This window comes from Phyllobacterium sp., assembly GCF_037994425.1.
Classification (GTDB): domain Bacteria; phylum Pseudomonadota; class Alphaproteobacteria; order Rhizobiales; family Rhizobiaceae; genus Phyllobacterium.
This window is the reverse complement of record NZ_JBBNAM010000361.1, coordinates 52,699-78,119: the sequence shown is the minus strand read 5'-3', so window position 1 is coordinate 78,119 and position 25,421 is coordinate 52,699. Positions and strand designations below refer to the sequence as shown.

General features: G+C 58.7%; 24 protein-coding genes and 1 pseudogene. 14 read left to right on the top strand and 11 right to left on the bottom strand.

Annotation, left to right across the window (positions count from 1 at the left end):
• Positions 1 to 90: 90 nt before the first annotated feature.
• The 8 genes and pseudogenes from AAAB35_RS24195 (at position 91) to AAAB35_RS24160 (ending at position 9,172) form a co-directional block, all read left to right on the top strand.
• Positions 91 to 1,002 carry an ABC transporter permease gene (locus tag AAAB35_RS24195; RefSeq protein ID WP_340670847.1) on the top strand — a complete coding sequence of 304 codons (912 nt, stop codon included), beginning with the start codon at positions 91 to 93 and terminating at the stop codon, positions 1,000 to 1,002.
• Positions 999 to 1,997 (top strand): ABC transporter ATP-binding protein, encoded by a 999-nt coding sequence (locus AAAB35_RS24190; protein WP_340670846.1) that lies wholly within the window; start codon positions 999 to 1,001, stop codon positions 1,995 to 1,997. Before AAAB35_RS24195 ends, AAAB35_RS24190 begins: the two co-directional genes overlap by 4 nt.
• Complete coding sequence (locus AAAB35_RS24185; RefSeq protein WP_340670845.1) at positions 1,997 to 3,022, top strand: ABC transporter ATP-binding protein; 1,026 nt, start codon at positions 1,997 to 1,999, stop codon at positions 3,020 to 3,022. Before AAAB35_RS24190 ends, AAAB35_RS24185 begins: the two co-directional genes overlap by 1 nt.
• A 32-nt stretch (positions 3,023 to 3,054) precedes the next feature.
• A complete protein-coding gene (locus AAAB35_RS24180; RefSeq protein ID WP_340670844.1) occupies positions 3,055 to 4,614 on the top strand; it encodes an ABC transporter substrate-binding protein in 1,560 nt (519 codons plus the stop codon).
• 43 nt (positions 4,615 to 4,657) lie between these two features.
• Positions 4,658 to 6,190, top strand: coding sequence for a trimethylamine methyltransferase family protein (locus AAAB35_RS24175; protein WP_340670843.1), 1,533 nt, complete (start codon positions 4,658 to 4,660; stop codon positions 6,188 to 6,190).
• Positions 6,191 to 6,389: 199 nt separating this feature from the next.
• Positions 6,390 to 7,568, top strand: coding sequence for a patatin-like phospholipase family protein (locus AAAB35_RS24170; protein ID WP_340670842.1), 1,179 nt, complete (start codon positions 6,390 to 6,392; stop codon positions 7,566 to 7,568).
• Between the two features lie 38 nt (positions 7,569 to 7,606).
• Positions 7,607 to 8,365, top strand: coding sequence for an acetoacetate decarboxylase (locus AAAB35_RS24165; RefSeq protein ID WP_340670841.1), 759 nt, complete (start codon positions 7,607 to 7,609; stop codon positions 8,363 to 8,365).
• A gap of 25 nt (positions 8,366 to 8,390) precedes the next feature.
• Positions 8,391 to 9,172 (top strand): annotated as a pseudogene (locus tag AAAB35_RS24160) (3-hydroxybutyrate dehydrogenase).
• Positions 9,173 to 9,213: 41 nt separating this feature from the next.
• Here AAAB35_RS24160 and AAAB35_RS24155 read toward each other — a convergent pair.
• Together AAAB35_RS24155 and AAAB35_RS24150 are read right to left on the bottom strand one after the other, a co-directional pair.
• The gene (locus tag AAAB35_RS24155; protein WP_340670840.1) at positions 9,214 to 9,522 is read right to left on the bottom strand and encodes an MliC family protein; all 309 of its coding nucleotides are present in this window, start codon (positions 9,520 to 9,522) and stop codon (positions 9,214 to 9,216) included.
• A 34-nt stretch (positions 9,523 to 9,556) separates the two neighbouring features.
• A complete protein-coding gene (locus AAAB35_RS24150) occupies positions 9,557 to 10,000 on the bottom strand; it encodes a DUF1810 domain-containing protein (RefSeq protein WP_340670839.1) in 444 nt (147 codons plus the stop codon).
• Positions 10,001 to 10,129: 129 nt separating this feature from the next.
• On the opposite strand from AAAB35_RS24150, the gene AAAB35_RS24145 reads away from it, so the two are divergent.
• From AAAB35_RS24145 to AAAB35_RS24135, 3 genes are all read left to right on the top strand, one after another.
• A complete protein-coding gene (locus tag AAAB35_RS24145; RefSeq protein ID WP_340670838.1) occupies positions 10,130 to 10,600 on the top strand; it encodes a DUF2721 domain-containing protein in 471 nt (156 codons plus the stop codon).
• A 92-nt stretch (positions 10,601 to 10,692) separates the two neighbouring features.
• On the top strand, positions 10,693 to 12,177 hold the full coding sequence (locus AAAB35_RS24140; protein ID WP_340670837.1) for a DUF1176 domain-containing protein: 1,485 nt from the start codon (positions 10,693 to 10,695) through the stop codon (positions 12,175 to 12,177).
• 316 nt (positions 12,178 to 12,493) lie between these two features.
• Positions 12,494 to 12,625: a hypothetical protein gene (locus AAAB35_RS24135; protein WP_340670836.1), complete on the top strand. Its 132-nt coding sequence runs from the start codon at positions 12,494 to 12,496 to the stop codon at positions 12,623 to 12,625.
• Between the two features lie 161 nt (positions 12,626 to 12,786).
• Here the strand turns inward: AAAB35_RS24135 and AAAB35_RS24130 are convergent, their stop codons facing one another.
• Positions 12,787 to 13,497, bottom strand: a complete 711-nt coding sequence (locus tag AAAB35_RS24130) for a hypothetical protein (RefSeq protein ID WP_340670835.1) — start codon at positions 13,495 to 13,497, stop codon at positions 12,787 to 12,789.
• A gap of 666 nt (positions 13,498 to 14,163) precedes the next feature.
• Here AAAB35_RS24130 and AAAB35_RS24125 point away from each other — a divergent pair.
• A complete protein-coding gene (locus AAAB35_RS24125) occupies positions 14,164 to 14,796 on the top strand; it encodes a transglutaminase-like cysteine peptidase (RefSeq protein ID WP_340670849.1) in 633 nt (210 codons plus the stop codon).
• Here AAAB35_RS24125 and AAAB35_RS24120 read toward each other — a convergent pair.
• A complete protein-coding gene (locus AAAB35_RS24120) occupies positions 14,789 to 15,211 on the bottom strand; it encodes a DUF4864 domain-containing protein (RefSeq protein WP_340670834.1) in 423 nt (140 codons plus the stop codon). The two genes, AAAB35_RS24125 and AAAB35_RS24120, sit on opposite strands and share 8 nt — an antisense overlap.
• Before the next feature lie 263 nt (positions 15,212 to 15,474).
• Between AAAB35_RS24120 and AAAB35_RS24115 the strand changes: the two genes are divergently transcribed.
• Positions 15,475 to 16,698 carry an MFS transporter gene (locus AAAB35_RS24115; RefSeq protein ID WP_340670833.1) on the top strand — a complete coding sequence of 408 codons (1,224 nt, stop codon included), beginning with the start codon at positions 15,475 to 15,477 and terminating at the stop codon, positions 16,696 to 16,698.
• Between the two features lie 157 nt (positions 16,699 to 16,855).
• Complete coding sequence (locus AAAB35_RS24110) at positions 16,856 to 17,110, top strand: DUF982 domain-containing protein (protein WP_340670832.1); 255 nt, start codon at positions 16,856 to 16,858, stop codon at positions 17,108 to 17,110.
• 55 nt (positions 17,111 to 17,165) lie between these two features.
• Here AAAB35_RS24110 and AAAB35_RS24105 read toward each other — a convergent pair whose 3' ends face one another.
• The 7 genes from AAAB35_RS24105 to AAAB35_RS24075 all read right to left on the bottom strand — a co-directional run bounded on the left by AAAB35_RS24105 (position 17,166) and on the right by AAAB35_RS24075 (position 25,344).
• Positions 17,166 to 18,821 carry a GMC family oxidoreductase N-terminal domain-containing protein gene (locus tag AAAB35_RS24105; protein WP_340670831.1) on the bottom strand — a complete coding sequence of 552 codons (1,656 nt, stop codon included), beginning with the start codon at positions 18,819 to 18,821 and terminating at the stop codon, positions 17,166 to 17,168.
• Between the two features lies 1 nt (position 18,822).
• Positions 18,823 to 19,587: a 3-ketoacyl-ACP reductase gene (locus AAAB35_RS24100; protein WP_340670830.1), complete on the bottom strand. Its 765-nt coding sequence runs from the start codon at positions 19,585 to 19,587 to the stop codon at positions 18,823 to 18,825.
• Positions 19,584 to 21,107, bottom strand: coding sequence for a GMC family oxidoreductase (locus AAAB35_RS24095; protein WP_340670829.1), 1,524 nt, complete (start codon positions 21,105 to 21,107; stop codon positions 19,584 to 19,586). Before AAAB35_RS24095 ends, AAAB35_RS24100 begins: the two co-directional genes overlap by 4 nt.
• Before the next feature lie 12 nt (positions 21,108 to 21,119).
• Positions 21,120 to 22,238 (bottom strand): sn-glycerol-3-phosphate ABC transporter ATP-binding protein UgpC, encoded by a 1,119-nt coding sequence (gene ugpC, locus AAAB35_RS24090; protein WP_340670828.1) that lies wholly within the window; start codon positions 22,236 to 22,238, stop codon positions 21,120 to 21,122.
• A 4-nt stretch (positions 22,239 to 22,242) separates the two neighbouring features.
• On the bottom strand, positions 22,243 to 23,124 hold the full coding sequence (locus AAAB35_RS24085; RefSeq protein WP_340670827.1) for a carbohydrate ABC transporter permease: 882 nt from the start codon (positions 23,122 to 23,124) through the stop codon (positions 22,243 to 22,245).
• On the bottom strand, positions 23,121 to 23,999 hold the full coding sequence (locus AAAB35_RS24080) for a sugar ABC transporter permease (RefSeq protein WP_340670826.1): 879 nt from the start codon (positions 23,997 to 23,999) through the stop codon (positions 23,121 to 23,123). Before AAAB35_RS24080 ends, AAAB35_RS24085 begins: the two co-directional genes overlap by 4 nt.
• Positions 24,000 to 24,096: 97 nt before the next feature.
• The gene (locus AAAB35_RS24075; RefSeq protein WP_340670825.1) at positions 24,097 to 25,344 is read right to left on the bottom strand and encodes an ABC transporter substrate-binding protein; all 1,248 of its coding nucleotides are present in this window, start codon (positions 25,342 to 25,344) and stop codon (positions 24,097 to 24,099) included.
• Positions 25,345 to 25,421 lie beyond the last annotated feature (77 nt).

The window sequence follows — 25,421 nt, the reverse complement described above, 5'->3', positions numbered from 1 at the left end:
TTGTCACGTCGACCCTCTACGTGACCTGCATGATTATCGCCGATGTCGTGACCGCATGGATCGATCCTCGCGTGAGGAGCGCACTCTGACATGGCGGTGATCGGCATAGACACCAACCGCCTACCATCGCAATCGGCTGAACCTGGCTGGCTGCGCCGATCGGGCCGCGTCGTCTCCGACATCTTCCATACGCCGCTTGGCGGCATTGGCCTCACCCTTGTCGTCCTCATCCTGCTGGTTGCGCTCTTCGCGCCTTGGATTGCGCCCTATAGTCCGACCGCAATCAGCGTCAAGGAGCGGCTGGCCGATCCGTCGCTAAACCACATCCTCGGCACCGACCAGTTGGGTAGGGACCTATTTTCCAGGGTGATCGCCGGCACGCGGACGGCAATGATGGTTGCCATGTCTGCCCTGTCCATTGCCCTCGTTGCGGCGTTGCCGCTTGGCCTGATTGCGGGATACGGCCCGCGCTGGCTCGATGCGGCGCTTATCATTGTTTTCGACAGCCTCAGCTCGCTGCCAATGATCATGCTGGGGCTCGCCATCGTGGTCCTGCTCGGACCCGGCATACCGACGGTCATTCTTGTTATCGTTCTCTATTCGGTCCCGAGCTATGCGCGTCTTGTGCGCACCCAGACGCTGAGCCTCAAATCCCGCGATTTCATCAAGGCGGAGCAGGCGATGAATGCCTCGACGCCGCGCATACTTTTCGGTCATCTCCTGCCGAACGTCATCGGACCGCTGCTCATCCTCGCCTGCCTCGACATCTCGACGGTGATCACACTGGAAGCTGGGCTTTCGTTTCTCGGACTTGGCGTCAAGCCGCAAGTGCCAAGCTGGGGCAACATCCTGAGCGACGGGTTCTCCGTCATCCGCTCGACCGCCCTTCCTGTTATCGCCGGCGGGATGCCCCTCATCCTTGCGACGATCGGCTTCACTTTCTTCGGCGAGGCGCTGCGCGATGCACTCGACCCGAAGCTTTCACGGGAGCGCAAGCCATGACAACCGGCCCGGCACCCGCAAATCTGGACATGCCGGCGCCCGTACTTGAACTTGCCGACATTTCCATCAGCTACGGCGGCATCATTCCCGCTGTCGTGGGCGTTGATCTGAAGGTCATGCCCGGCGAAATCGTCGGGGTTATCGGCGAGAGCGGCTCCGGCAAATCCACCCTGGCCCATTCGGTCCTTGGGCTACTGCCGGAATCGGCGCAGGTCTCGGGGAAGACGCTTTCCCTGAACGGCTCGAACATGCTCGACGCGCCAGCGCAGAGCTTGCGCGCATTGCGCGGTCCCGCGGCGGCAATGATTTTCCAGAACCCGATGACGACCTTCAGCCCGATGCACACTCTCGGGCGCCAGCTCATGGATCTCCTCTGGCGCGAACGAAACCTTTCAAAGAGTGACAAACGCCAGATGATCCTCAAGGCGCTGCATGATGTCGGTCTTCCCGATCCTGCCGCGCGGCTTGAAGCCTATCCGTTCCACCTCTCCGGCGGCATGCTTCAGCGCGTCGCCATCGCCGCGGCGCTCCTGATGCGTCCATCGCTTCTTGTCGCGGATGAACCAACGACGGCGCTCGACGTGACGATGGAAGCACAAATCCTGCACCTCATGCGCGAGATCCGCCGTACGGCGGGCGTATCGATCCTGATGATATCGCACCACCTCGGGGTCATTGCCGAGGTCTGCGACCGCGTCGCGGTCATGTATGCCGGACGCATCGTTGAAGAGGGCCCGGTCGACGTCATTTTCGCCGATCCGCGTCATCCGTACACGAAAGCCCTCTTCGCCTGCGAGCCGGCGCTGATCGAAACGGGAACGATACGACTTCCCGTCATCGGCAGCGATGTTCCTCGCCCGGTCCGGGTAGGCTGTGGTTTTGCCGGATGCTGCCCGCAGGTCCTGGAACGCTGCTGCGTCGACACCCCACCCTGGGTAGCAGTCGGCGCTGGCAATGCGCCTCACCACTCACGATGCCATCGGAGTACGCCATAATGCGGGAAGCGGCGCTGATCGAGGCTAACAATCTTTCGGTCGCTGTGCCGGGATCGTCGCGCTGGTCTTTTTCCAGAAAGCCAAACCTCGACATACTGGTCGACGTTTCCGTTGCCATCAAACCCGGAGAGATCGTCTGCATGGTTGGCGAAAGCGGCTCTGGCAAGACCACCTTCGGTCGGGCCCTCCTCGGCCTTGTCCGCCCGTCCTCTGGCCAGATCGTCTTTGACGGTGCACTCCTCCCAGACTTCTCGGCCGCGAGCTTCCGGCGTATCCGGCGCGAAACGTCGCTCCTCTTCCAGGATCCGGTGACATCGTTCGATCCGCGTCAGCGCATTGGCTCGATACTGGCCGAACCTCGCCGCATTGCCCATAGCGGCAGTGTGGCCGAGGCCGAAATTGACGAACTCGCGCGGAAGGCCGGCCTCGCGAAGCAGCTCCTGTCGAAGTTTCCGCACGCGCTGAGCGGCGGGCAGGCAAGGCGTGCAGCCGTGGCGCGGGCGCTTTCGGTGGTACCCCGTCTGATCGTTGCAGACGAACCCACTGCCGGCCTCGACGTTTCGGTTCAGGGCGGTGTTCTCAACCTCTTCCTCGACATTCGGGAGGAGTTCCACACCTCGTTCCTAATCATCACACACAACCTGTCGATCGCGCGCCACGTGTCGGACCGAATCGTCATCCTTTACCTCGGGCGCGTGCTGGAAAGCGGGCCGGCGCGCGAAATCTTCCGTGCTCCGCGCCATCCCTATACGCGCGCCCTTCTCGATTCCGAGCCGATACCCAATCCGGCCAAGCGACGTGAAGCGCCGCCGGTGATCGGAGAGGTGCCTAGCCTCGCGGCGCGGCCAAGCGGCTGCGAATTCCACACGCGCTGCGGTTTTGCGCAGGATCGCTGCCGCAAGGAAAGGCCGGCTCAGACAACAATCACATCAGAGCACCAGGTGGCTTGCCATTTCCCGCTGACGCCGCGGCTGACAGTCGTTGGTCCGCCGCCCCAGCGCATGCCAAAGACTGCCAATAAATAACAACCAAACAGAACAAAAGAGGGATCAGAACAATGAACGCAGTTACGCTCAATCGCAGACACTTCCTCCTCGGGGCCGCGGCCGGCATGTCGGCTCTCGCGATGCGGCCGGGTCTCTCCTATGCGGTCGAGGGCGACACGCTGGTCGTGCGCGGCGCCTCGGACATCGAAGTTCTCGACCCCGCGTTTCAAAACGGGCTTCTGGAGGAGGAGATCGGACGTTGCCTGTTCGTCTCGCTGAACCGGCTCGACGATGTGCGTTCCGGCGCGGCGAACTGGACGCTTTATGCGGCAAGCGAACTCAATCAAAAATCGCCGACGGAAATCGAGTTCAAGCTCAACGACTGGCTGGAATGGACAGGGGATTTCGGGCCGATAACAGCTGAGGACGCCAAGTTCTCCTTCGAACGCGTCGCCGATCCGGCAAACAAATCCGCCTGGGCCTATGCCTTCGACGCCCTGGACAAGGTGGAAGTGACGGGAGAGCGCTCCGGAATCATTCATCTGAAGGCGCCGTCTGCGCCGTTCTACGTGACGACCCTGCCCTATTACATGGGCCATATCGTCTGCAAGAAAGCGGTCGAGGCGGCCGGTGGCAAATTCACGACCGAAGTTCCCGCAAGCGCCGGACCTTATGTCATCGAGAAATGGGTGCCAAAGCAGAACATCACGCTTGCCCCAAATCCCAAGTGGAAGGGTCCCGCTCCGGCATTCGCGAAGATCAGATTCGAGATCGTGACCGATGACGATTCGGCCGCGCTCGCCTACGAATCCAAATCGCTGCAATACACCAAGATCAGCCTCAATACGCTCGCTACCTACCGCGAAAAGCTTCCGGCCCAATCGGAATTGATCCAGATGAACGGCAACCGTTTCGTCTGGCTTGCAATCAATCTGGGCAACCCGAAGTTTGCCGACGAGAAAGTACGTCGCGCCCTGCAATATGCGCTCGACGTCACCCAGATCACGGACGGATCCTACGCCGGTCTTGCCGCCCCAGCGACGGGGGTCATCCCGCCGTCGATGATCGGGCACCGGGAGGCGATTCTCTACCCTGCCGACACAGCCAAGGCGCAAGCGCTGCTCGACGAGGCAGGCGTTTCCGACCTGAAGATCGAGCTTGCCGCGCAGAATGACAAGACCAGCCAGCTGACCTGCCAGATCGTCCAGGCCGTTTTCGGCGCTATCGGCGTTACCGTCGACATCAAGACCTATGATGATGGCGTCTACTGGACGCTCGGCGACAAGAGCTCAGGCGAGACCTGGAAGACACTCGAAATGGTGCTGATGAGCTTCGCCGGCGGCGTCGATCCTTCAGAAAACCTCACCTGGTTCCGCCCGTCGCAGATCGGCGTCTACAACTGGTCGCAGTTCGACAGTCCGGAGTTCGAACAGCTCTACCAGGATGGCATGAAGGAGACCGACAAGGAAAAGCGCGGCGTTATCTACGGGAAGATGCAGGACCTGATGGAACAGTCCGGCGGCTTCATCTTCCTGACTCATGAGACCTTCGCGGCCGTCGCACGCAACGGCCTCAAGCCCTGCATCATGGCCGACGGTTATCTCGACGTAACGAGGTTCGGCAAGAGCTGATCCATAGCCCTCGGGAACAACCCGACATCGGAAGGAGGGCATTATGGCCCGGAGCATGTTGAACAGGCGCGAGCGCCGCCTAGCCAGCGCGGGAACAGTTCGTCAGATGCCGTTTGGCGGAGTCGCCAACCGGTATCCGCCGATTGCGATCATGAGCGCAGACGAGATCGAATCCATTCACCGCGCCTCGTTGCGGCTCCTGACGGAGACCGGCGTCGAGATACTGCACGATGAAAGCCGCGCGCTCCTCAAGGCCGCAGGGGCGGACGTCGATATGTCCAACATGCGGGTACGCTTCGATCCGGCGATGGTCGAGGAAACGATCCGGACCGTGCCCTCCAGCTTTACGCTGCAGGCGCGCAATCCAGCGCGCAATTTGCGGGTGGGCGACGGCAGCCTGATCTTTGCGGCGACCGGCGGTCCCGCCTTCGTCCATGATACCGACCGCGGCCGGCGCGCCGGCAATTACGAGGATATGTGCGATTACATACGGGTCGTGCAGCAGCTGAACGTGATTCATCAAGAAGGTGGCTGCCCGTGCGAGCCAACCGATCTTCCGCCGGATTCGCGTCATCTTGATTTCTACCATGCGGCGATCCGGCTCACCGACAAGAACTGGCAGTGCTGGGCGCTCGGCGGTTACCGGGTCGAGGATGCAATCGAGATGCTGGCGATTACGCTTGGCCAGACGCGCGATGAGTTGCGTGCCAATCCTGCGACCCTCACCGTGGTCAACTCCAATTCGCCGCTGCGACTGGATATACCGATGGGCGAAGGCCTCTGCGCCATGGCACTGGCGGGTCAGCCGGTGGCCCTCACGCCATTCACGCTGTCAGGCGCCATGAGCCCGGTCACGATCGCCGGCGCCCTGACCCAGCAGAATGCCGAAGCCTTGGCCTTGATGACGCTTTCACAGGTGGTCTCGGCCGGCGCGCCCGTGCTCTATGGCGGCTTCACGTCCAACGTCGATATGCGTACCGGCTCGCCAGCTTTCGGAACGCCGGAATATGCCAAGGCGCAGATCGCCTCCGGCCAGCTGGCGCGACGCTATAACGTACCTTTCCGTTCATCGAACGTCACTGCTTCGAACACAGTCGACGTGCAGGCGGCCTATGAGAGCGGCATGTCCCTGTGGAGCACGATCATGGGCGGCGTCAGCCTGATCGAACATGCAGCGGGTTGGCTCGAAGGCGGGCTCACCGCTTCGTTCGAAAAGCTCATTCTTGATGCGGAAATGCTGCAGATGATGCGCAGCTTCCTCGACCCGATACTCGTCGATGATGACAGCCTTGCTGTGGACGCCATCAACGAAGTCGGACCGGGCGGTCATTTCTTCGGGACGGGACACACCCTCGCCCGCTTTGAGAATGCCTTTTACGAACCCATGCTTTCTGATTCGCGCAATTTCGAGAACTGGTCTGAAAGCGGTGCCCGCAGCGGTACGGATCGGGCCAATGCAATCTGGAAGGACCTGCTGCGCACTTACGAACAGCCGCCACTTGACCCCGGTGTCGATGAAGCGCTCGAGGCCTACGTGGCGCGGCGCAAGGAGGAGATCCAGGCAGGCAAGATGTAACGCCCGCTTGACCGCATTCACAGAGTTAACTCGTGAGGCGGTCCTTCACGAGACCGGGCCTGTTCGGCTTTTAATTTCGTGTATATAGTCGATCGCAAAGATGTCTTGTGGGACCAATGTCGGCAGCCTATGCGGCAGTCACAGAAGTTTGCCGCTTGCGTGATATAAGCGACCTCTCGTTGAACCGGATTGACTCCGCATGACCGTCAATCGCACGCCCAGAAAAAAGACTCACCATACAAGCAAACGCCCACCCTTCGAGCGGATCGCCCTGCTCCTGCAGGGCGGCGGCGCCCTTGGCTCGTATCAGGCCGGCGTCTATCAAGCGCTCGCTGAATCTGACCTCCATCCCGACTGGGTGGCCGGCATTTCGATCGGCGCCATCAATTCTGCCCTCATTGCCGGCAATGCGCCGGAGAGGCGCGTCGACGCATTGCGACAGTTCTGGGAAACGGTCACCGAGCCGCCACTCGGCGTCGCCTCGATCGCTTCGGCGTGGCTTGGCAAACTCGCTGCCAGAGGCGATATGGCCCATGGCTTCGTCAATCAGGCACAAGCATTTGCCACCATGGTGGGCGGCGCGCCCGGCTTTTTCGTTCCACGTCCGCTGCCGCCTTTCATCTCACCCGCCGGAAGCATGGAAGCCGAAAGCTTTTATGATGTCGCCCCGCTCAAGGCGACGCTCGAACAGCTTGTTGATTTTGACCGGATCAATGAAGGGGGAACACGTTTTAGCGTCGGCGCGGTCAATGTGCGCTCCGGAAATTTCGAGTATTTCGACAGCACCACCCATCTGATTACGCCCGACCACATTATGGCGAGCGGAGCGCTGCCACCGGGTTTCCCGGCGACGCGGATCGAAGGCGAATATTACTGGGACGGCGGACTGATCTCCAATACGCCTTTGCAATGGGTGCTCGAGAGCTATCCGCGCAAGGATACGCTGGCTTTCCAGGTCGATCTGTGGAGTGCAAGAGGTGAGATTCCACGCGATCTCGTTGGCATCGAACTGCGCCAGAAGGAAATACGCTTTTCGAGCCGTACCCGCGCTGCCACCGACCAGTTCAAGCGGGCACAGCGCCTGCGCCGGGCGCTCAAGCACTTGTTGAAGATGGTGCCAAAAGAGACGTTGGCCGCAGCCGATTACGAGACCAAGCTTCTCATCGAGCAGGCTGACGAAACCGTCTACAACATCGTGCAGCTGATCTACCGCGCACGATCCTATGAGGGAACATCCAAGGACTATGAATTCTCCCGTCTGACGATGGAGGAGCACTGGGCTTCGGGTTACAACGACGCGGTTCGTACGCTGCGCCACCCCGAAGTGCTGGAGCGTCCCGATACGCCCGACGGCGTCGCCACGTTTGACCTAGCCTAGCTGATTGAACCCGCCTCCAACGAGCAGCGAGCACAACCATGAATATTGAAGATGTCCGCGCCAAAGCTTTTGCCATGCCGCTCAACGATCCGGCATATCCTAAGCCGCCTTACAAATTCTACAATCGGGAATATGTCATCATCAATTACCGGACCGATCCCGACGCATTGAGAGCTGTCGTGCCCGAACCTCTTGACGCCATCGGTGATACTGTCGCCTACGAGTTTATCCGCATGCCGGACTCGACCGGATTCGGCGATTATACCGAGACTGGACAGGTGATTCCGGTTCGTTTCAAGACTCCCTCAGGCGAGGTCCAGGAGGGCGGCTATGTTCACGCCATGTACCTCGATGACAACTCGCCGATTGCCGGCGGCCGCGAGATCTGGGGCTTTCCCAAAAAACTTGCAACGCCAAAGATCAGTCATCAGCAGGAAACGATCGTCGGCACACTGCACTATGGCAGCGTCCTCTGCGTCACCGCAACCATGGGCTACAAGCACAGGGAGCTTGATCTCGAACCGTTGAGGAAGGCGCTCACCAAACCTGCCTTCATGATCAAAATCATACCGCATGTCGATTGCTCGCCGCGCATCTGCGAATTGGTGCGCTATTATCTCGAGGACATAACCTTGAAGGGCGCCTGGTCGGGTCCGGCCGCGTTGCAACTCTACGATCATGCGATGTGCGACGTGGCCCGCCTTCCGGTTCGCGAAGTGATCTCGGCAAGCCACTATATCGCCGACTTGACGCTAGGGCTCGGCGAAGTCGTCTTCGATTACCTGAAACAGGATTGATATCCGAACAGCAAAGAGGTTGAGCATGTCTCGCTTTACAGGAAGAATTGCGATCATCACCGGCGCCGCGAGCGGTATCGGCAAGGAGATCGCGCTGCGCTTTGCCGCTGAAGGCGGTACCCCGGTGATTGCTGATCTCAACATCGACGCGGCAAACACCGCCGCCGAGGAGTTCAAGGCGAACGGCGGCGATGCCTTTGCGGTTGCGATGAACGTGACCGATGAAGCCGAAGTGGAAAAGGGCATTTCCGACGTGATCGCCAAATACGGCAAAATCGACATCCTCGTCAGCAATGCCGGTATCCAGATCGTCAAACCGCTTGTCGATTTTCCCTTTGCCGACTGGAAGAAGCTCCTATCATCCATCTCGACGGTGCCTTCCTGACAACGAAGGCGTGCCTCAAGCACATGTACGCGGCAAATTACGGGCGCATCATCTACATGGGCTCGGTCCATTCCAAGGAGGCTTCGAAACTCAAGGCGCCTTACGTGACTGCCAAACATGGCCTGATTGGCCTCGCAAAGGTAGTCGCCAAGGAGGGCGCGGAACACAATGTCAGCGCCAATGTCGTCTGCCCCGGATTCGTGCGGACCCCGCTCGTCGAAAAGCAGATTCCCGAACAGGCCAAGGAACTCGGCACAACGGAGGAACAGGTCATCAAGACAGTCATGCTCAAAGATACTGTCGACGGTGAATTTACCACGACCGACGATGTGGCGGACGCAGTGCTCTACTTCGCCGGCTCAAGAACCAATGCGTTGACTGGCCAATCTCTGGTAGTGAGCCACGGCTGGTATATGCAATAGGCGACTGCCTTTCTTGTCGACCTGCAAAGGCTATGTCCATGCTACTCCTCCTGGCAGGTGGTGCTGCTGCCATTGCGCGTAAGTTTCGCCTCCCTGCCCTTGGTCCAGAATTCGGTGTTCTCATCCGCGTACCTGCCGCCGTCAGCGGAAAGCGCCTGCGGCAGCGTGTAGGTGTCGCCACTTCCGGAAAAGACAAGATTGGCGGTGCCGAAGCCGTCGCCGGGCAGCGTGAAGCTTGCGGTCAGGTGCGAGCCATCAGCGCATTTATACTTCACGTCCTTTGCAAAAGCCTCGATCGGCACGAACACCCGTGCAACACCGCACATCCCTAAGATCATCCTTGACGTCATTCGCAATCCCCCTCGACATAAATGTAAAGGCAAGCTATCCGCCACTCCCGCGGTCCATCAACGCCAGCGTGTTTCCATCAGGAACACCCTTGCACCAATAGTCAAGGGCCTGGTGATACAGACTCCCAGGCGCCACAGCGAGTGAGAACAATGTCATGCTCGAGCGAAATTTCATGTCGTCGGGTGAACCGAATATCTCGTGCAAGGTCGGCCCGCGAATGGCGAGGACGGCATTGGTGCATTCAGCAAGCCGGCTACCGAGCAGGGGATGGTCCAGATAGGCACGCGCCTCATCGAGCGAGGATATGCCATAGAATTTGGCGGTCGACGACCGACCAAGTTCACGTAACTGCGGAAAAATGAACCACATCCAGTGGCTGCGCTTTTGCCCGGCCCGTAACTCGGCCAGCGCCTCCTGATAGACAGAAGCCTGCGCCGCCACGAATCGTGCAAGGTCGAAGGGATCATCCGACGGCATTGTGCCTTCCTCGTACTGCCCACGCCCTTTTGAGGTGAGTATTGTAAGGTGCGGCGGCAAGCTTGTACACATTGGGTCATGGTCCTTTCATGACCTTCATTCATGCCGCAGCCTAGGAGGGGAGCGCTTATGGTCGATGCCACGTCGTCACCGGTCATCGTATCAATTGTCAATACGCTGGAAACGGCGCTCACGCCTGTTTTCCTGCTTGCCGGCACCGCCGGCTTCCTCAATGCCTTCGTCTCGCGCCTCGCCCGTCTTTCAGACCGCGTCAACCAGATTTCGGACCTGATCGGTACTGATCATGAGCTGAACGCCGCGCGTTTGACGCAGCTCAGCTATTTACGATACCGGACACTCGCTTTGGAAATTGCCGTGGTGCTCGGCACCCTTGCCGGCGTATTGACTTGCCTGGCAATCGCCTCCCTGTTGGGCGGAGCCGTTGGACGATCGGGGTTTCGCGAACACGTACTCTACTGGCTCTTTGCAGGAGCGGTCTTTGCGCTGATCGGCGCGCTGATTGCATTTCTGTTCGAAATGTTGACCGCCAGCCAGAGCATGTTACGACAAATAGCCAAGGACCAGCGCACGCGCAGATAGAAAATCGTTGCTTTTCTCAGTCCAATTGCGGGCGTGTTCCAATCAAGCTAGAGAATCACCACAACGAATGGTTGTAGCTGGCGGAGGCGGTGATGGTTCGATCGACGAAAATTGCGTTCGCTGCTCTGGTTGTGGTAACATTGCTGGGGCAGGGTTCATTCGCAACCGCCGAGAGCAAGACAACGGATCAGGCGATTCAGGAAGCGCTCGGTGATCCCGCTCCGTATCGCCAACTCATCAGCGAATTGCAGAATGCCTTGAAGAATCATGATTCAGCGGCGATCGCTGCGCTGGTGTCATATCCGATATCGGTGACGGTCGGATCGAAGCAGCAAACGATGAAATCGCCCAAGGATTTCATCGCCAACTACAACGCAATCATGACGCCGCAGATCGTCGCGGCGACTGCAACCGAAGCTTACGAAGACCTCTTTGTCAACTATCAGGGCATCATGCTCGGCGAGGGCGAAATCTGGATAAATGGCATCTGCCAGGACAAGGCTTGCAAGAAGGTCGACGTCAAGGTGATGACGATCCAGCCGCGCAGTCCACTTAGCCCGCCGCTCACGCCGGAACAATTGGCTTCGACGGCGCAGGTAAAACCGGCCAAGTCATTCAAGGGCTGGGTCGTCGGCTGCGATAATCTGCGCAACTGTACCGCGCTCGGAATGGCACCCGACAATGATGACAGCGCTTATGTTAGGGTAACGCGAGGCGGTGGTATCGGCGACAGACCCAAGGTGGCGATCACCATCGACATTGGGGCGGATGCAGCAAAATCAACACTGAAGCTTGAACTCAACGGGGCCACGACCGGCACGGTTTCCGCCGACCCCTTGCAAACTACGGTCGACGGCTCGCTGGCTACCGCCAGTCTCGAGGGCGACGCGGCTGCGGGGCTGATCGAGGCAATGCGCAACGCGACCAGTATGAGTGTGACTATATTACAGGACGCAAAAACGGGCGCGAAGTGCGACATTCCACTCACCGGCTCTGCTGCGGCCTTCCTCTATCTCGACGATGAACAAAAACGCGTGGGTACGGAAACCGCCCTTGCAATGAAAGGTTCGGCTGCGTCATCGGCCCTGTTGCCGCTTCCCGTGGCCTCCGTCGTAAGAGCGGTGAAGCTCACGGAAATTCCCGATCCGCTTCCCAAGCGGCCTGAAGGGGTCAAAGAACCACCCGCCGACAGTGGCTGCACGTCTGATTTTCCGGATATGGCGATCAAGCTTTCCAACAAGCTGACACTTTGGGGTGTTTGCAATGCAACCGGTGCCTACAATATCGACTATACCTATTGGATCGTTGGCGAGGGCAAACCGCGACTCGCCCGATTCAATATTCCTGGCCTGAAAACCGACTTCTATCCGGGCACGGCGACAAATCTCAGCCTCGCGGACGATTCAGTCACGCTCAACTCCTTTGCCAAGGGTCGCGGCCTTGGCGATTGCGGCACGTCGGCGGACTGGGTATGGGATGGCGAGGGTCTCAGGCTCGCGCGTTACAGCGAGCTTGACGCCTGCAGCGGAGTGGTCAGCGATGACTGGCCCGTCCTTTTCCAGGCTAAGAAAGAATAGGCGCCTGGCTGGAGCGCTGCTTGCTTAGAATATCACGCCGTCAAAGGTCGGATGCTGTCGCAGCATCACCGGCCCTTGCTGGCGGAAAATCGTGTTACCAGCGTTCGAACCGCCTGCTCATCATCGCGCTTCGAACCCTATCCAGTACCCATTAGCCCGGCCCCTAAGAAATTATAGCGAGGCGGCGATTAATTGAAGAGGCGCTGACATCCGTGCACACTCGACAGGCTGATTGACCCCAGCAGGGGCCCGGTTTCCCATACCCCCGATAATTTGCCTGGCCGGGCCTCTTTCAATCATTTTCGAGGTAGTGGCTATGGAGCCGGACGATTCCAGCCCGCTGAAGGCGGAGTACGAACCCTATCTGACGCCGGTGTTGCCCTATGTCATCGTCTTTATCATAACGACAACGCTCGTCATCACCGCGGGGTGGATGTTCCGCCGCTAAGTAGCATTGGGCCCGGGGCCGGCGCCCTCCCCTGTCAGTTCCAATATGCACCCAAAGGCTGACACGAAAGAGCCCCGCTTGCGAGGCGGGGCTCGTCTGCTTCGATTTTGGACCAGGCCACACGACCGACTGGGTCGCAAGGCATGGATTCGATTTAAGAACTAGTGCCCATTGCCGTGGCCGCCACCACCGCTGTTATTGCCACCTCGGCCATTGTCGCCATGGCCATTGTCACCCTTGCCATTGTCGCCTTTGCCACGGTTGTCATTGTCTTTGTCATTGTCATTGTCATTGTCTTTGTCTTTGTCGTTGTCGTGCTTGTCGTCACCTTTGTGGTCTTTATCATCGCCCTTGTGGTCTTTGTCGCCCCAGCCACCCTTGTCGCCGTGGTCGCCTTTGTCGTGACCCTGTTTGCCGCCGTGGTGCTCGCCGCCGGGTCCGCAATTGCCGCCGGGATCACTATCTCCACCGGGTCCGCCTGTACTACCGGTGCCACCCGTTCCATCGCCGCCTGTTCCGCCTGTACCACCCGTTCCGCCGGTTCCACCACCGCCTGTGCCATCAGTTCCACTCGTACCACCAGTTCCGCGAGTGTCACCAGTTCCGCCGGTTCCGCCGCCGGCGCTACCACCGTCGCCGCCCGATGTACCGCCTGTGCTACCACCTGTACCGCCCGTGCCGCCAGCACCACCCGTACCACCTGTGCCGCCACCGGAATTATTGCTGGCCGAATTCGTACCGCCGGACGTGCCTGAACCGCTTGATCCGCCCTTGCCAGCCTCGCCCTTCGAACGTCCGCTGCGGCTATTGTCCGATACGTTGCCGTGATCGTGGTCCCAACTCGACGGCTGGCTGATAGCCGCTGTCGTCATGGGCGGGCACATTTCAAGCTGTTTCTTGCTGAGGATCGATCGCTTGTTCAAGGCATAACAGCAAAGGCCAACATTATCGTCGGTCAGCTGCTTGCACTGTGCGGCGCTTGCAAATAGCACACGCCGGCTCTGAGCATAACTCGGGCCTGTCTGGATAAGAGTTGAAACTAGTCCCAAGGTTGAAATCGTCAATACTACGAATAAAACGCTGCGTCTGCCCCGTCTTTTATTATTGTTTATTGTACGCATGTGACATTTCCCCAAGTGTTATTATTATTAATCAATTCCACGCATCGGGATAATGTTCTCAGCTATCACGTAGCCATTGATGGCTTTATTGCTTGGCAAAAATGTAAACTTAAGGTTGCTGCATTGATACATAACAATGCTGTTTATAGTCGATGTAAAAAGATTGATGCAAAATCGGGGCTTATACCGTATTATCTAATTTGAGAGTAAGCGCCGTGTAATGAGGCGACCCGTGTTCCAGTACATACTTTGCTAACCATAAATAAGTAAGTTCAAGAAAAAGACGGCGTCAAAGTCGCGACAATCAGTGCGTAACGCCGTGTTAAACGTTGATTCACATATTCAGGATCTTCGACACGATTTTACCGCGCTGACGCGCCAATTCGTCCCTGCCGATCTTTGGGAGAACACAGCATGATGCGCCGATTTTCGCTCGTGAGCCTGTCTGCGGGATGGTGCCTTGCCGCCCTCGCCACGACGTCCGCCTTTGCGGAAGGCACCGAAATGGAGCTCAAGGGCAAGGGATTTGGCCCGCCTGCGTTTCGATCATTCTGCAATCACTACGCGAGCCTCTGCAATACGCGATCGGGCGCCAAGGTGGTGCAACTCACAGGTGAAAAGCGCAAGCAGCTCCAAGCGGTCAACATGAGTGTCAATTCGTCGATCAGGCAACAAAGCGATATGCAGACAAATGGCGTCGACGACCTCTGGACGGTCCCGACCAAGGCCGGGGATTGTGAGGATTTTGCCATCTTGAAGAAGCGCGAACTGATGCGCCGCGGCTGGCCGGCGGCCTCGCTGCTGCTTACCGTCGCGCGCCTGCCATTCAGCAATGAGGGCCATGTCGTCCTGACGGCACGCACGTCTGATGGAGACCTCATTCTCGACAGCCGCAGCAACTCGGTGCGCGACTGGTCGAGTACGTCCTATCGCTATTATGCGCGCCAATCCCAGACATCCGCTGGCTGGGAGCGCATCGGACGGGCAATTCCAGTGACCACCACAGCAAAGGTCAAGCTGGACTACACGAGCACCGCAAGTATCAAATAGCAGGACCGGGCGCGGATTGAAGGATCTGCACCCCGTTTATCCTGTAGGCTCCGTCCGGTTGCCTGACGAGCTGGTAGACTGCGGTCCAGTCCTTGCCGTCCGGGCCGGTGATGAGAACGTCCTGTATGATCTGGTCACCTTCGACCCTGCTGCGTCCGAAGGCAATATTGCCGGGTCTGAAAACCGGCTGGTAGGCGCGCCTGACCATATCGAAGAAGAGGTTCTGGTTGAGAAATTTCTCCTGTATCGCCGGTGACGCAAACGAATAGGCGGTGGCGGCATCATTGTTGAGAAAGGCCGCAATCTGATTCCTGATGATGAGTTGCGCAGTGTCGACCGGCTCTTCCGCCCAACCCTGTCCTGCAAGAACAAGGAAAACGCTCAACGCCGCGCCATGGCAGAATGTTCTGATCATCACGTCCTCGCATGCCCAACGCCATCGAGCTTCTAGAAGTACGATGCGACCCTGTTGCCGGATCACCCGGTCAGCAGAATGCCGAACTGCGCGTTGCGACCGGTTGCCGCTGATGCGGTCAAACGCGATTGCTATTGCCACGCAGTGGTGAAAAACTGCGCGCACATTCACGCTCTTGCAATGAGAGGCGCGCCGGTCCCACCGGCGTGAAAATCTGCTTTCCATGCCCACTAAATCAGTGCGAAAAGCCTGCCGCCCAGATCATGACTGATGCACGCTCAGCCGAAACCGATAGTGTGACGGAATCGCTCTACTGGCGGCAAAACCTCGTGGTCTGCCTGCTCGGCTCATTTACGACCATCGTTGCGATGACGCTCATCCTGCCATTCCTGCCGCTTTATGTCGAACAACTTGGCGTCAGCGATCATGCCGCTATCGTCCAATGGTCTGGCATCGCCTATGGCGCAACATTCTTCACCGCCGCGCTTGTCGCACCCCTATGGGGTCACCTTGCCGATCTTTACGGGCGCAAGCTGATGCTCATCCGTGCGAGCCTCGGCATGGCGATTGCCATGTCCCTGATCGGCATGGCGACCAATGTGTGGATGCTCGTATTTTTGCGACTGCTGACGGGCCTGCTCGGCGGCTATGCCTCGGGTTCCACCGTCCTCGTCGCGACGCAAACACCGAAGGCAAGGACCGCCTGGGCGCTAGGCACGCTTTCGGCCGGGATCATGGCAGGCAATCTCGTTGGTCCGCTAGTCGGCGGTGTCCTGCCGCCGCTGATCGGCATTCGCCAGACTTTCTGGCTGGCTGGCGGGGTGATTTTCATCACGTTCCTCGCCACAAGTTTCTTCATCAAGGAAGAGTGGCGCCCACACAAGATGAAGTCGGCGAGGCGACATGGCGGCTGGCGCGCCATTCCCGACAAGCGACCGGTTGTCGTGATGCTGCTTGCCGGCATGCTGCTGATGCTCGCCAACATGTCGATCGAGCCGATCATCACTGTCTACGTGGCGCAGCTGGTCACCGATCCGGCCAACATCACGGTTGTCGCCGGCGTCGTCATGTCGGCTGCCGCCCTCGGCAGCATTCTTTCGGCGTCAAGGCTCGGAAAACTGGCCGATCGGGTGGGGCACTGGAACGTCATCGTAGCCGCGCTGGGCGTGTCCGCGCTGCTTTTGATCCCCCAGGCATTTGTTACCGAAAGTTGGCAGTTGATCGTGCTTCGGTTCCTGATGGGGCTTTCGCTGGGTGGTCTCCTGCCTTGCATCACGGCCGTGATGCGCCACAACGTGCCGGATAATGCCGCAGGCAGCATCCTCGGCTACGCAACTTCGTCGCAATATGTCGGCCAAGTAGTAGGGCCGCTCGCCGGCGGCTTTGTTGGCGGCCATATCGGGATGCGCGCGGTATTCCTTGGCACCAGCGTCCTCCTCGCCGGCGCCGCCATCTACGGGTGGTTGGTACGTCCGAAAAAAGGGTGATACGCTCCTCGAAGTACCGAGTGATTCGTAGCGAATGACGATCACGAATAATTCGCCAGATTGTCATGGAACCAGACTGACTCCCGACGCATTACCGTGGTCAGTTTAGCCTGCAACCAGTTGCAACTAGACTGTCCGACATTCCATGGAGGAAGTAATGAACGACAAGCGGTTTCCCATCCCCGTCATGATCACTGTTGGAGCGGCCGGACAGCGTGCCGTGTCCACCGTATGGGAAGCGATCGAATGTCTGCGAACTTATTGGCCCACAAAAAAAGGGCCTAGCTACAGACGGGCATTGCAGGCCTGCCTCGACGCGCTCGACGGCTGGAAACCCGCACACAAGGCGCGGCATGCCTTTATCAGCGCCGCACGCGAAGCCGGCGTTTTCCTCGACCCACGTTTGCATTAATCAGCGTTCGAGCCAAAAACACGGGCGACATGGGCCGCCCGATTTACTGCACAAATCAGCGTATATTGGCCCGGGCCCGTGGACGCTTTTCATTCATTTCATGGCTGAAGATCGTCGGCGGCAATGGCGTCCTTTGCCGGATGATATCGGCGCCCTTCTCGCCCATCATGATGGTCGGTGCATTGGTGTTGCACGACGGAACGCGCGGCATGACTGAACTGTCGCATACGCGTAGACCCTCGATACCACGGACCTTGAGCTCAAGATCGACAACCGCCATGCCGTCGGAACCCATCTTGCAGGTGCCGACGGGGTGATGATCAGTCTTGGCATTGGCACAACCGTAGTCGAAGAGTTCCTCGTCGGTATTGTACTTTGATCCGGGCAGGCGCTCGGCCATAACATACGGCTTCAAGGCCGCCTGGCTCATGATTTCGCGGGCAATCCTCAGACCTTCGATCGACATCTTGCGATCATGCGGATCACTCCAGTAGTTGGGATCGATGAGCGGGGCGGCGCTCGGATCGCTGGATTGCAGCCGCACGGTGCCGCGCGAACGAGGGTGTAGATAGGCGGAGTTCAAGGTTACTCCGGCATTTTTCAGCCGCTCGACACCAGCCTCGATACCCGAGCCCAATCCCAGATGGAACTGGATATCGGGCGAGCGCGCCTCCGGGTCGGCGTACCAAAACCCACCGGTCTCAAACAGGCTCGACGCTACGGGTCCCGTGCGGAAAAGCACGTACTGGATGCCGGCCCAAAGCGTTCTGTGGAGCTTGGCGACCCCATCATAGGTATGATCACCCGTGCATTCGCAAATGACGAACAGATCGAGATGATCCTGCATGTTCTCGCCGACGCCGGGAAGATCATGCGTCACCGGCACACCGACGTTTTTCAGGTAATCCGCCGGGCCAATGCCGGACTGGAGCAGCAGCTTGGGGGATCCGATCGCACCGGAACTGACGAGCACCTCGCGGTCGGCGCGGACCGTCTCGCGGGCGTTGCCGTTGATGATCTCCACTCCGACCGCCCGGCCGCTTTCGACGAGGACCCGCGATACCTGGGCGCCCATGCGGATCGTTAGATTCTTGCGGTCGCGTATGGGCGCGAGATAGGCCATCGAGGCCGAAGAGCGTCGGCGATTGCGCTGGGTCAGCTGATAGAAACCGACGCCAGCCTGTTGGTGGCCATTGAAATCATGATTGTAGGGAATGCCGAGTTCCTGCCCGGCCCTGATATATGCATCGCAGATCGGCAGTGTCGCTGCCGGCATCGAGACGCCGAGCGGGCCCCCATAGTCGTGGTAATCGTCGGCGAAGCGCTGATTGTCTTCGGCGCGTTTGAAATAGGGCAGGACATCGCGATAGCTCCAGCCGGTACAGCCATCTTCTCGTGACCACAGGTCGTAATCGGTTGCATTTCCGCGCGTATAAAGCTGGGCATTGATGCTTGATCCGCCACCGATGACCTTGGCCTGCGTATAGCGCAGGACGCGGTTCTTCATATGCTTTTGCGGCACCGTCGACCAGCCCCAGCTCGCGACGCCTTTGGTCATCTTGGCGAAGCCGGCAGGCATATGAAACAGCGGGTTCCAGTCCCCGCCTCCAGCTTCTAGCAGCAGCACCGAAACGTCGGGATCTTCACTCAGGCGATTGGCGAGAACACAGCCCGCGGGCCCGGCGCCGGTGATGATGTAATCATATGTCATTTTAGAGCCTGCTTATCGAAAGGGCGCCATCGGCATTGATGATGGAGCCCGTGGCAAAGTTGAAATCACCGCTGGCGAGCGCCGCCACGATACGCCCGAGATCGGCCGGCTCGCCCCAACGTTTCATCGGCACCAGGCCCTCGGCGATTAGCTTGTCATATTTTGCAGCGGCAACCGACGTCATGTCGGAACGGATGATCCCGGGCCGCACATCGAAGACACTGATGCCCTGATCAGCGAGACGCACCGCAAGTCCTTGTGTGAAGGCGGCAAGTGCCGCCTTGGTCATGCAATAGTCTAGACGCTCCGGCGACGTCATCTCGGCGGATACCGAGGTCACGTTAATGACGCTGCGGGCTGTTGCGGCTCTACGAGCAGCCAGCATTTCGCGCAGCACAGCCTGGGTGAAGAAGATCGTCCCGCGCAGATTGATAGATACAATCGCATCAAAATTAGCCGGCTCAAGGTCAAGGAAATCCCCCCGCACCTTCGAACCGATGCCGGCGTTGTTGACGAGACTATCAATGCGACCATGGGTATCGAGCACTGCCGCTACAGACCCGGCATGGCCAGCCAGATCGGCGATATCGGCCGCGTGAAACGAGACCTTGGCTCCGAGTTCTTCTAGAGCAGTGACGGCCGCCTCGGCTGCCTCGTCATTGACTACATCTGTAATCGCCAGGTCGAAGCCCTTGCCGGCCAGGGCCTTGGCAATTCCGAGCCCGATGCCGCGACGGGCTCCCGTGACGAGTGCGACCGGCTTCATGACAGATCCTCCCGGACGATATGGTCAGCGACGCGCAATGCCTGGGCGGCTATCGTCAGCGCCGGATTGACGGCTGCCGATGTGGGCAGGAAGGCGGCGTCGACAACGAACAGATTGGGATGGTCGAAGGCGCGGCAGTAGATGTCGAGCGGCGCCGCTGCGGGGTCTTTGCCCATGCGGACTGTGCCACATTGATGCGAAGGCGTCTTGCGATCGAACGCCTTGGAGAGCACCAGCGGAAAGCCCGCCGCGCGCAGGATCGACTTGATCTGAGCCACGAGTTTCTGATGCGCCGGCCAGTTGCTCCGACGCCACTCGAGGATGATCCGATCGCCGTCGACACGCACTCGGCTTTCCGGCTTTGGTACATCCTCGCTCATGGCGAGAAAATCCACCGTATGAGCACAGAAGCGGTCCAAGGCCCATTCGGGAACCATTCTCAGATCGGATTTAAGGACGGGACCGCTGATCCGCCCGAGCAACTGGACATTGCCAAGCGGGGCGCCGCCGTTGCCGTCCGAAAGGTAGAAATCGTTGAAGCCGAACGTCTTCTGATAGACGGCGTCATTCGTGAAGCGCGGATCAAATCCGATAACCGCCGACAGATTATGGTTCATGAAATTGCGCCCAACCTGATCCGACAGGTTGGCGAGGCCTGCAGGATTGGCATCATCGGCGGATCGCAAAAGCAGAACAGCCGATTGGACCGCGCCCGCCGATAGAATGACAAGCTTCGGTCGCAAGCAGTGGTTTTGGCCATCCTGTTCATAATGGACCGCTGCGATCGACTTACCATCTGGTGATGTTTCAAGCCGGCTGACGCGAGCATTCGTTTCCAAGCGGACATTCGCGTCCTTGAGAGCAACAGTGAGGGCCGTCGTCTCTGCGTCCATCTTTCCGTTGAAACTGTTGGGGTGCGCATCCCAAGGTGTCTTCCCGTGCCGTAACCAGGTATCGATATCGACACCCAGCGGCAGGGAAGCCGGATGCACGCCGACCTTTTTCAGACGCGCCCGAAGAGCGGCTATGGGCGCCTCATCAGGAACCGGTGGGAAGCTGTAGGGCGTAGAATGATAGGGCTCGGTAGGATCTTCGCCGAGCGTTCCCCTGACCTGGAACAGTCCCTCCGCCTTGCTATACCAGGGCTCGAGCTCGTCATAGGGAAAGGGCCAGGCTGGCGATATACCTTCGAGGTGCTGCATTTCCTCGAAATCCTCGGCGCGGTAGCGCGTCAGTACGGCCCCATAGAACTTCGAATTGCCCCCGACATTGTAATAATTGCCAGGATTGAACGGTCTTCCGGTCTCATCATACCAGTTTTCGTTCGGCCGAAAGAACCCTTTCTGAAATATCGCGCGCGGATCGCGGTTCTCGGGGCGGTCGGCCAGGTGGTCGCCCGCTTCGAGAATGACGATCCTCGCTCCCGAACCGGCAAGGCCGGCGGCGACCGTAGCGCCGCCGATGCCAGAGCCGATGATAACGATATCCGGCTCCCCATTCGGTTTTGGACTACTGGTCATGGCGTCGATCGATCAGGCTCCGATGCGCAACTGCGATTGCGGATCGAAGAAGACCGCCTTGTCGAGATTGAAGGCGAGCGCCGTTTTCTTTCCCGCGGAGATAGGCGCATCGGCGCGAAGACGCGCGACGACTTCCTTGCCGCCGAGCTTGGTGACCGCAAAAGTGTCGGAGCCTGCAGGTTCGACGACCTCGATGAGGCACTCGCCTTCGACAAGTGACCCGGCATTGCGGTCTGCGCCATCGGGATCGGTCAGGGCTTCCGGGCGGATGCCGAAAATCACATCCTTGCCGGCAAAAGCCACCAGTCCGCTGTTGGTCTTCTTGATAGGCAGGCGCAGCGGCTCCATATCGGGCCGTTCAAGCACGACGTGCAGGTCATTCGCACTACCATCGATCTTGGCCTTGAGCAGGTTCATGGCAGGCGAGCCCATAAAGTCGGCCACGAAGATGTTGGTCGGGTTGTTGTAGATCTCCGCTGGTGTGCCGAACTGTTGAAGCACGCCGTCTTTCAGAACGGCGATCTTTGTCGCGAGCGTCATCGCCTCGATCTGATCGTGCGTGACGTAGACGATCGTCGTCTTCATGCGCTGATGCAGGCGCTTGATCTCGGTACGCATGTCGACGCGCAGCTTGGCATCGAGATTGGAGAGCGGCTCGTCGAACAGGAACACCTGCGGATTGCGCACAAGCGCGCGGCCCATGGCAACGCGTTGACGCTGACCGCCGGAAAGCTGGCTCGGTTTGCGCTCGAGCAGGTGGCCAATCTGCAGCATATCGGCCACCTGCTTGATGGCCTTCTCGCGATCGGCTTTGGGAATGCCACGGATCTCCATGCCGAAGGCGATATTCCCGGCAACGGTCATGTTCGGATAAAGCGCATAGGACTGGAACACCATGGCGATATCACGCTTCGATGGATGAAGCCCGCTGATCGACTTGCCCTTAATCGATATGTCGCCGGAGGAGATCGGCTCAAGCCCGGCAATGGTATTGAGCAGGGTCGACTTGCCGCAACCGGACGGTCCGACGAGGACGAGGAAGCCTCCCTCGTCGATCTCGATGTTTATATCCTTGAGGATCGGCACGTTGCCGTAGGACTTATGCAGGTCTTGGATCTTGAGAAATGACATTGATTTATCCCTTCACGGCGCCGGACATGAGTCCGCGGACGAAATACCGCCCGGAAACGATGTAGACGATGAGAGTTGGCAGGGCGGCGAGAATCGCACCGGCGAAATGTACGTTGTATTCCTTCACGCCCGTCGACGAATTGACGAGGTTGTTAAGCGCAACCGTCATCGGCGTGCTGCTGAAGCCGGAAAAGGACGCACCGAAAAGGAAGTCATTCCAAATATTGGTGAACTGCCAGATCACCGAAACGACGATGATCGGCCCGGACGAAGGCAGGAGAATGCGCCTGAATATCTGGAAGAAGCTCGCGCCATCGATCTGGGCCGCACGGACCAGTTCCGTCGGGAACGCTTCGTAGTAATTGCGAAAGTAAAGCGTCGTGAAGCCAAGGCCATAGACGATATGAACGAGGATCAGGCCCTGGATCGTTCCCGCCATGCCAAGCACGCCGAGCACGCGTGCCATCGGAATGAGCACGATCTGGAACGGGATGAAACAGCCGAGCAACAGCATGCCGAACATGACATTCGAGCCGCGAAAGCGCCATTTGGTCAGGACATAACCATTGAGTGCGCCGACGACGGTGGATATGGCGACGGCCGGAATCACCATCAGGATCGAATTGATGAAATAGGGCCGCAAACCCGTGGGCTGCACGCCGATCTGCGCGGTGGACCACGCCGAGAGCCAGGGTTCGATCGTCCACTCGCGCGGCGGCGAAAGCATGCCGCCCTGGCGGATCTCATCGAGCGTCTTCAGCGAGTTTACCAACATAACGTAGAGTGGCAGCAGGTAGTAGAAAGCGAAAACCAACAGCGCAATGTAGATGAGGATGCGGGTAAACTTGCCGCTTGTGATTACATTATCTGGGCTTGGAGCGCTCATTTGCTGCCTCCCCTGATTTCGGAATAGAGGTAGGGGATGATGATCGCGAAAATCATGATCAGCATGATGATGGCCGACGAGGCGCCGATGCCCATGGAGTTGCGGGTAAACGTGTACGAGTACATGAACGTCGCAGGGAGTTCCGTTGCCTGGCCGGGCCCGCCGCCCGTCAAGGCGATCACAAGGTCGTAGGCCTTGATTGCAAGATGGGCGAGGACGACGAAAGCGGAGAGAAAGACGGGCCGCATGAGCGGAATAATGATGCGGCGATATATCATGCCGGTCGATGCACCGTCGATCTGCGCCGCCTTGATGATCTCATTGTCGACGCCGCGCAGGCCAGCAAGGAACATGGCCATGACGAAACCGGAGGATTGCCAGACCGCGGCGATCACGACCGTGTAGATCGCCATCTTGGAGTCCTTGATCCAGTTGAACTGGAAGCTTTCCCAACCCCACTGATGCATGGTGTTTTCAAGGCCAATGCCGGGATCGAGGAACCATTTCCACGCAACGCCGGTCACAATGAAGGAAAGCGCCATGGGATAAAGATAGATGGGGCGCAGAAAGCCCTCGATGCGAATTTTCTGGTCGAGAAGGATCGCGAGGCCAAGCCCGATCACCGTACAGAAAATGATATAGAGCGAAGCAAAAATTCCAAGGTTGGTGATGGCACGCCACCAATGTGGCAAGGCCCACAGCTTGCGGTAATTTTCAAAGCCCACAAATCCATAGGACGGCAGCATCTTGCTGTCGGTGAACGACAGAATGCCGGTATAGAAGATAAAGCCATAGACGAAGACCAGGACAATCAGGAAGCTCGGTCCGAGTACCAGCTTGGGTATAAGGTCCTGTATGCGGCTGCGGGTATCCATAGCCTCACCTCTTAAATCAATATCGAATTATATCGTTGCCGCGACCGTCGCGGGGAAATCTATCCGGGACAGATCTGCCCCGGATAGAAGGCTAAGCTTATTTCGCAGCGTCGACGGCGGAAACGAGTTCCTTTACTGCGTCTTCGGAGCTCAGATCACCGTTGAATTCACGCGTGACGACGTCATAGATCGCGTTCTTCACGGCAGCCGGAACCGCATAGCCATGGGCCATGGAGCCATAGAGTGTTCCGCCCTTGCTGGCTTCGGCAAGGTCCTTGATGGCCTTCTTGCCGCAAGCGTCGAAGGCTGTGTCCGGAACGTCAGTGCGAGCCGGAGCCGAACCCTTGACGACGTTGAACGCCGACTGGAAGGTCGGGCTTTCGATAGCCGATGCCATGACGAGCTGGTTCTTGTGGTCGGCATCGCTCTTCTTGAAGAAGAGGAACTGGTCGGAGTTGAAGGTTACCGAACCCTGGGTGCCCGGGAAGCGCATGCAGACGAAGTCCACACCGGGCTCCTTCTTGGCCTTCACGAATTCACCCTTGGCCCAGTCGCCCATGAACTGCAAACCGGCCTTGCCTTCGATGACCATCGTGGATGCAAGGTTCCAGTCGCGACCGGAGAAATTGTCGTCCACGTAGCTGCGCAGCTTGGTCATGCGGTCGAAAGCTTCCTTCATCTTGTCGCCGCCCAGAGCCTTGGGATCTAGATCGATGAATGCCGCCTTGTAGAAGTCATTGCCGAGGGAAAGTACAACGGCATCAAAGATCGTCGCATCCTGCCAAGGCTGGCCGCCATGAGCGATCGGCGTAATGCCCTGTTCCTTGAACTTGTCGAGGAGGGCGATCAGCTCGTCCCAGTTGGCAGGTTCTTTACCGCCGGCCTTGTCGAGAGCCGCCTTGTTGATCCAGATCCAGTTGGTCGAGTGAACGTTGACCGGAGCAGCGATCCAATGGCCGTCATATTTGGAGAACTTCTGCAGTGCCTCCGGAATGACGTCGCCCCACTTTTCCTTGTCTGCAACTTCATCGACATTGGAAAGCGCGCCCTGCTTGGCCCAGTCAGTGATGTCGAAACCGAGCGACTGTACCGACGTCGGTGGGTTGCCGGCCGTTACGCGGGCGCGAAGCACCGTCATCGCTTCCGAACCGCCACCACCAGCAACCGGCATGTCGGACCAGGTGATACCCTTGGTCTCGAGATCCTTCTTCAGAACTTCGAGCGCCGTTGCTTCACCGCCGGACGTCCACCAATGCAGGACCTCGACGTTTTCAGCGGCGCGGGCCACCGTTGCAGTGCCGAGCAGCATGGCTGCGGCGGCAACCGTATTCATCCACTTTTTCATTTCAGGCCTCCCGTTTGAAAAAAGAAAATGTCCAAAAAATCCGACTGAGGTTTCCTCAAGTCCGGAGCATTCTTACA

Coding starts and splice junctions, on each gene's coding strand:
- AAAB35_RS24080 (WP_340670826.1), bottom strand. CDS start 23,999: ATGGATACCCGCAGCCGCATACAGGACCTTATACCCAAGCTGGTACTC.
- AAAB35_RS24140 (WP_340670837.1), top strand. CDS start 10,693: ATGGTTCGATCGACGAAAATTGCGTTCGCTGCTCTGGTTGTGGTAACA.
- AAAB35_RS24145 (WP_340670838.1), top strand. CDS start 10,130: ATGGTCGATGCCACGTCGTCACCGGTCATCGTATCAATTGTCAATACG.
- AAAB35_RS24180 (WP_340670844.1), top strand. CDS start 3,055: ATGAACGCAGTTACGCTCAATCGCAGACACTTCCTCCTCGGGGCCGCG.
- AAAB35_RS24075 (WP_340670825.1), bottom strand. CDS start 25,344: ATGAAAAAGTGGATGAATACGGTTGCCGCCGCAGCCATGCTGCTCGGC.
- AAAB35_RS24150 (WP_340670839.1), bottom strand. CDS start 10,000: ATGCCGTCGGATGATCCCTTCGACCTTGCACGATTCGTGGCGGCGCAG.
- AAAB35_RS24130 (WP_340670835.1), bottom strand. CDS start 13,497: ATGACGACAGCGGCTATCAGCCAGCCGTCGAGTTGGGACCACGATCAC.
- ugpC (WP_340670828.1), bottom strand. CDS start 22,238: ATGTCATTTCTCAAGATCCAAGACCTGCATAAGTCCTACGGCAACGTG.
- AAAB35_RS24155 (WP_340670840.1), bottom strand. CDS start 9,522: ATGACGTCAAGGATGATCTTAGGGATGTGCGGTGTTGCACGGGTGTTC.
- AAAB35_RS24100 (WP_340670830.1), bottom strand. CDS start 19,587: ATGAAGCCGGTCGCACTCGTCACGGGAGCCCGTCGCGGCATCGGGCTC.
- AAAB35_RS24170 (WP_340670842.1), top strand. CDS start 6,390: ATGACCGTCAATCGCACGCCCAGAAAAAAGACTCACCATACAAGCAAA.
- AAAB35_RS24175 (WP_340670843.1), top strand. CDS start 4,658: ATGGCCCGGAGCATGTTGAACAGGCGCGAGCGCCGCCTAGCCAGCGCG.
- AAAB35_RS24085 (WP_340670827.1), bottom strand. CDS start 23,124: ATGAGCGCTCCAAGCCCAGATAATGTAATCACAAGCGGCAAGTTTACC.
- AAAB35_RS24095 (WP_340670829.1), bottom strand. CDS start 21,107: ATGACCAGTAGTCCAAAACCGAATGGGGAGCCGGATATCGTTATCATC.
- AAAB35_RS24115 (WP_340670833.1), top strand. CDS start 15,475: ATGACTGATGCACGCTCAGCCGAAACCGATAGTGTGACGGAATCGCTC.
- AAAB35_RS24195 (WP_340670847.1), top strand. CDS start 91: ATGGCGGTGATCGGCATAGACACCAACCGCCTACCATCGCAATCGGCT.
- AAAB35_RS24105 (WP_340670831.1), bottom strand. CDS start 18,821: ATGACATATGATTACATCATCACCGGCGCCGGGCCCGCGGGCTGTGTT.
- AAAB35_RS24135 (WP_340670836.1), top strand. CDS start 12,494: ATGGAGCCGGACGATTCCAGCCCGCTGAAGGCGGAGTACGAACCCTAT.
- AAAB35_RS24185 (WP_340670845.1), top strand. CDS start 1,997: ATGCGGGAAGCGGCGCTGATCGAGGCTAACAATCTTTCGGTCGCTGTG.
- AAAB35_RS24120 (WP_340670834.1), bottom strand. CDS start 15,211: ATGATCAGAACATTCTGCCATGGCGCGGCGTTGAGCGTTTTCCTTGTT.
- AAAB35_RS24190 (WP_340670846.1), top strand. CDS start 999: ATGACAACCGGCCCGGCACCCGCAAATCTGGACATGCCGGCGCCCGTA.
- AAAB35_RS24125 (WP_340670849.1), top strand. CDS start 14,164: ATGCGCCGATTTTCGCTCGTGAGCCTGTCTGCGGGATGGTGCCTTGCC.
- AAAB35_RS24110 (WP_340670832.1), top strand. CDS start 16,856: ATGAACGACAAGCGGTTTCCCATCCCCGTCATGATCACTGTTGGAGCG.
- AAAB35_RS24165 (WP_340670841.1), top strand. CDS start 7,607: ATGAATATTGAAGATGTCCGCGCCAAAGCTTTTGCCATGCCGCTCAAC.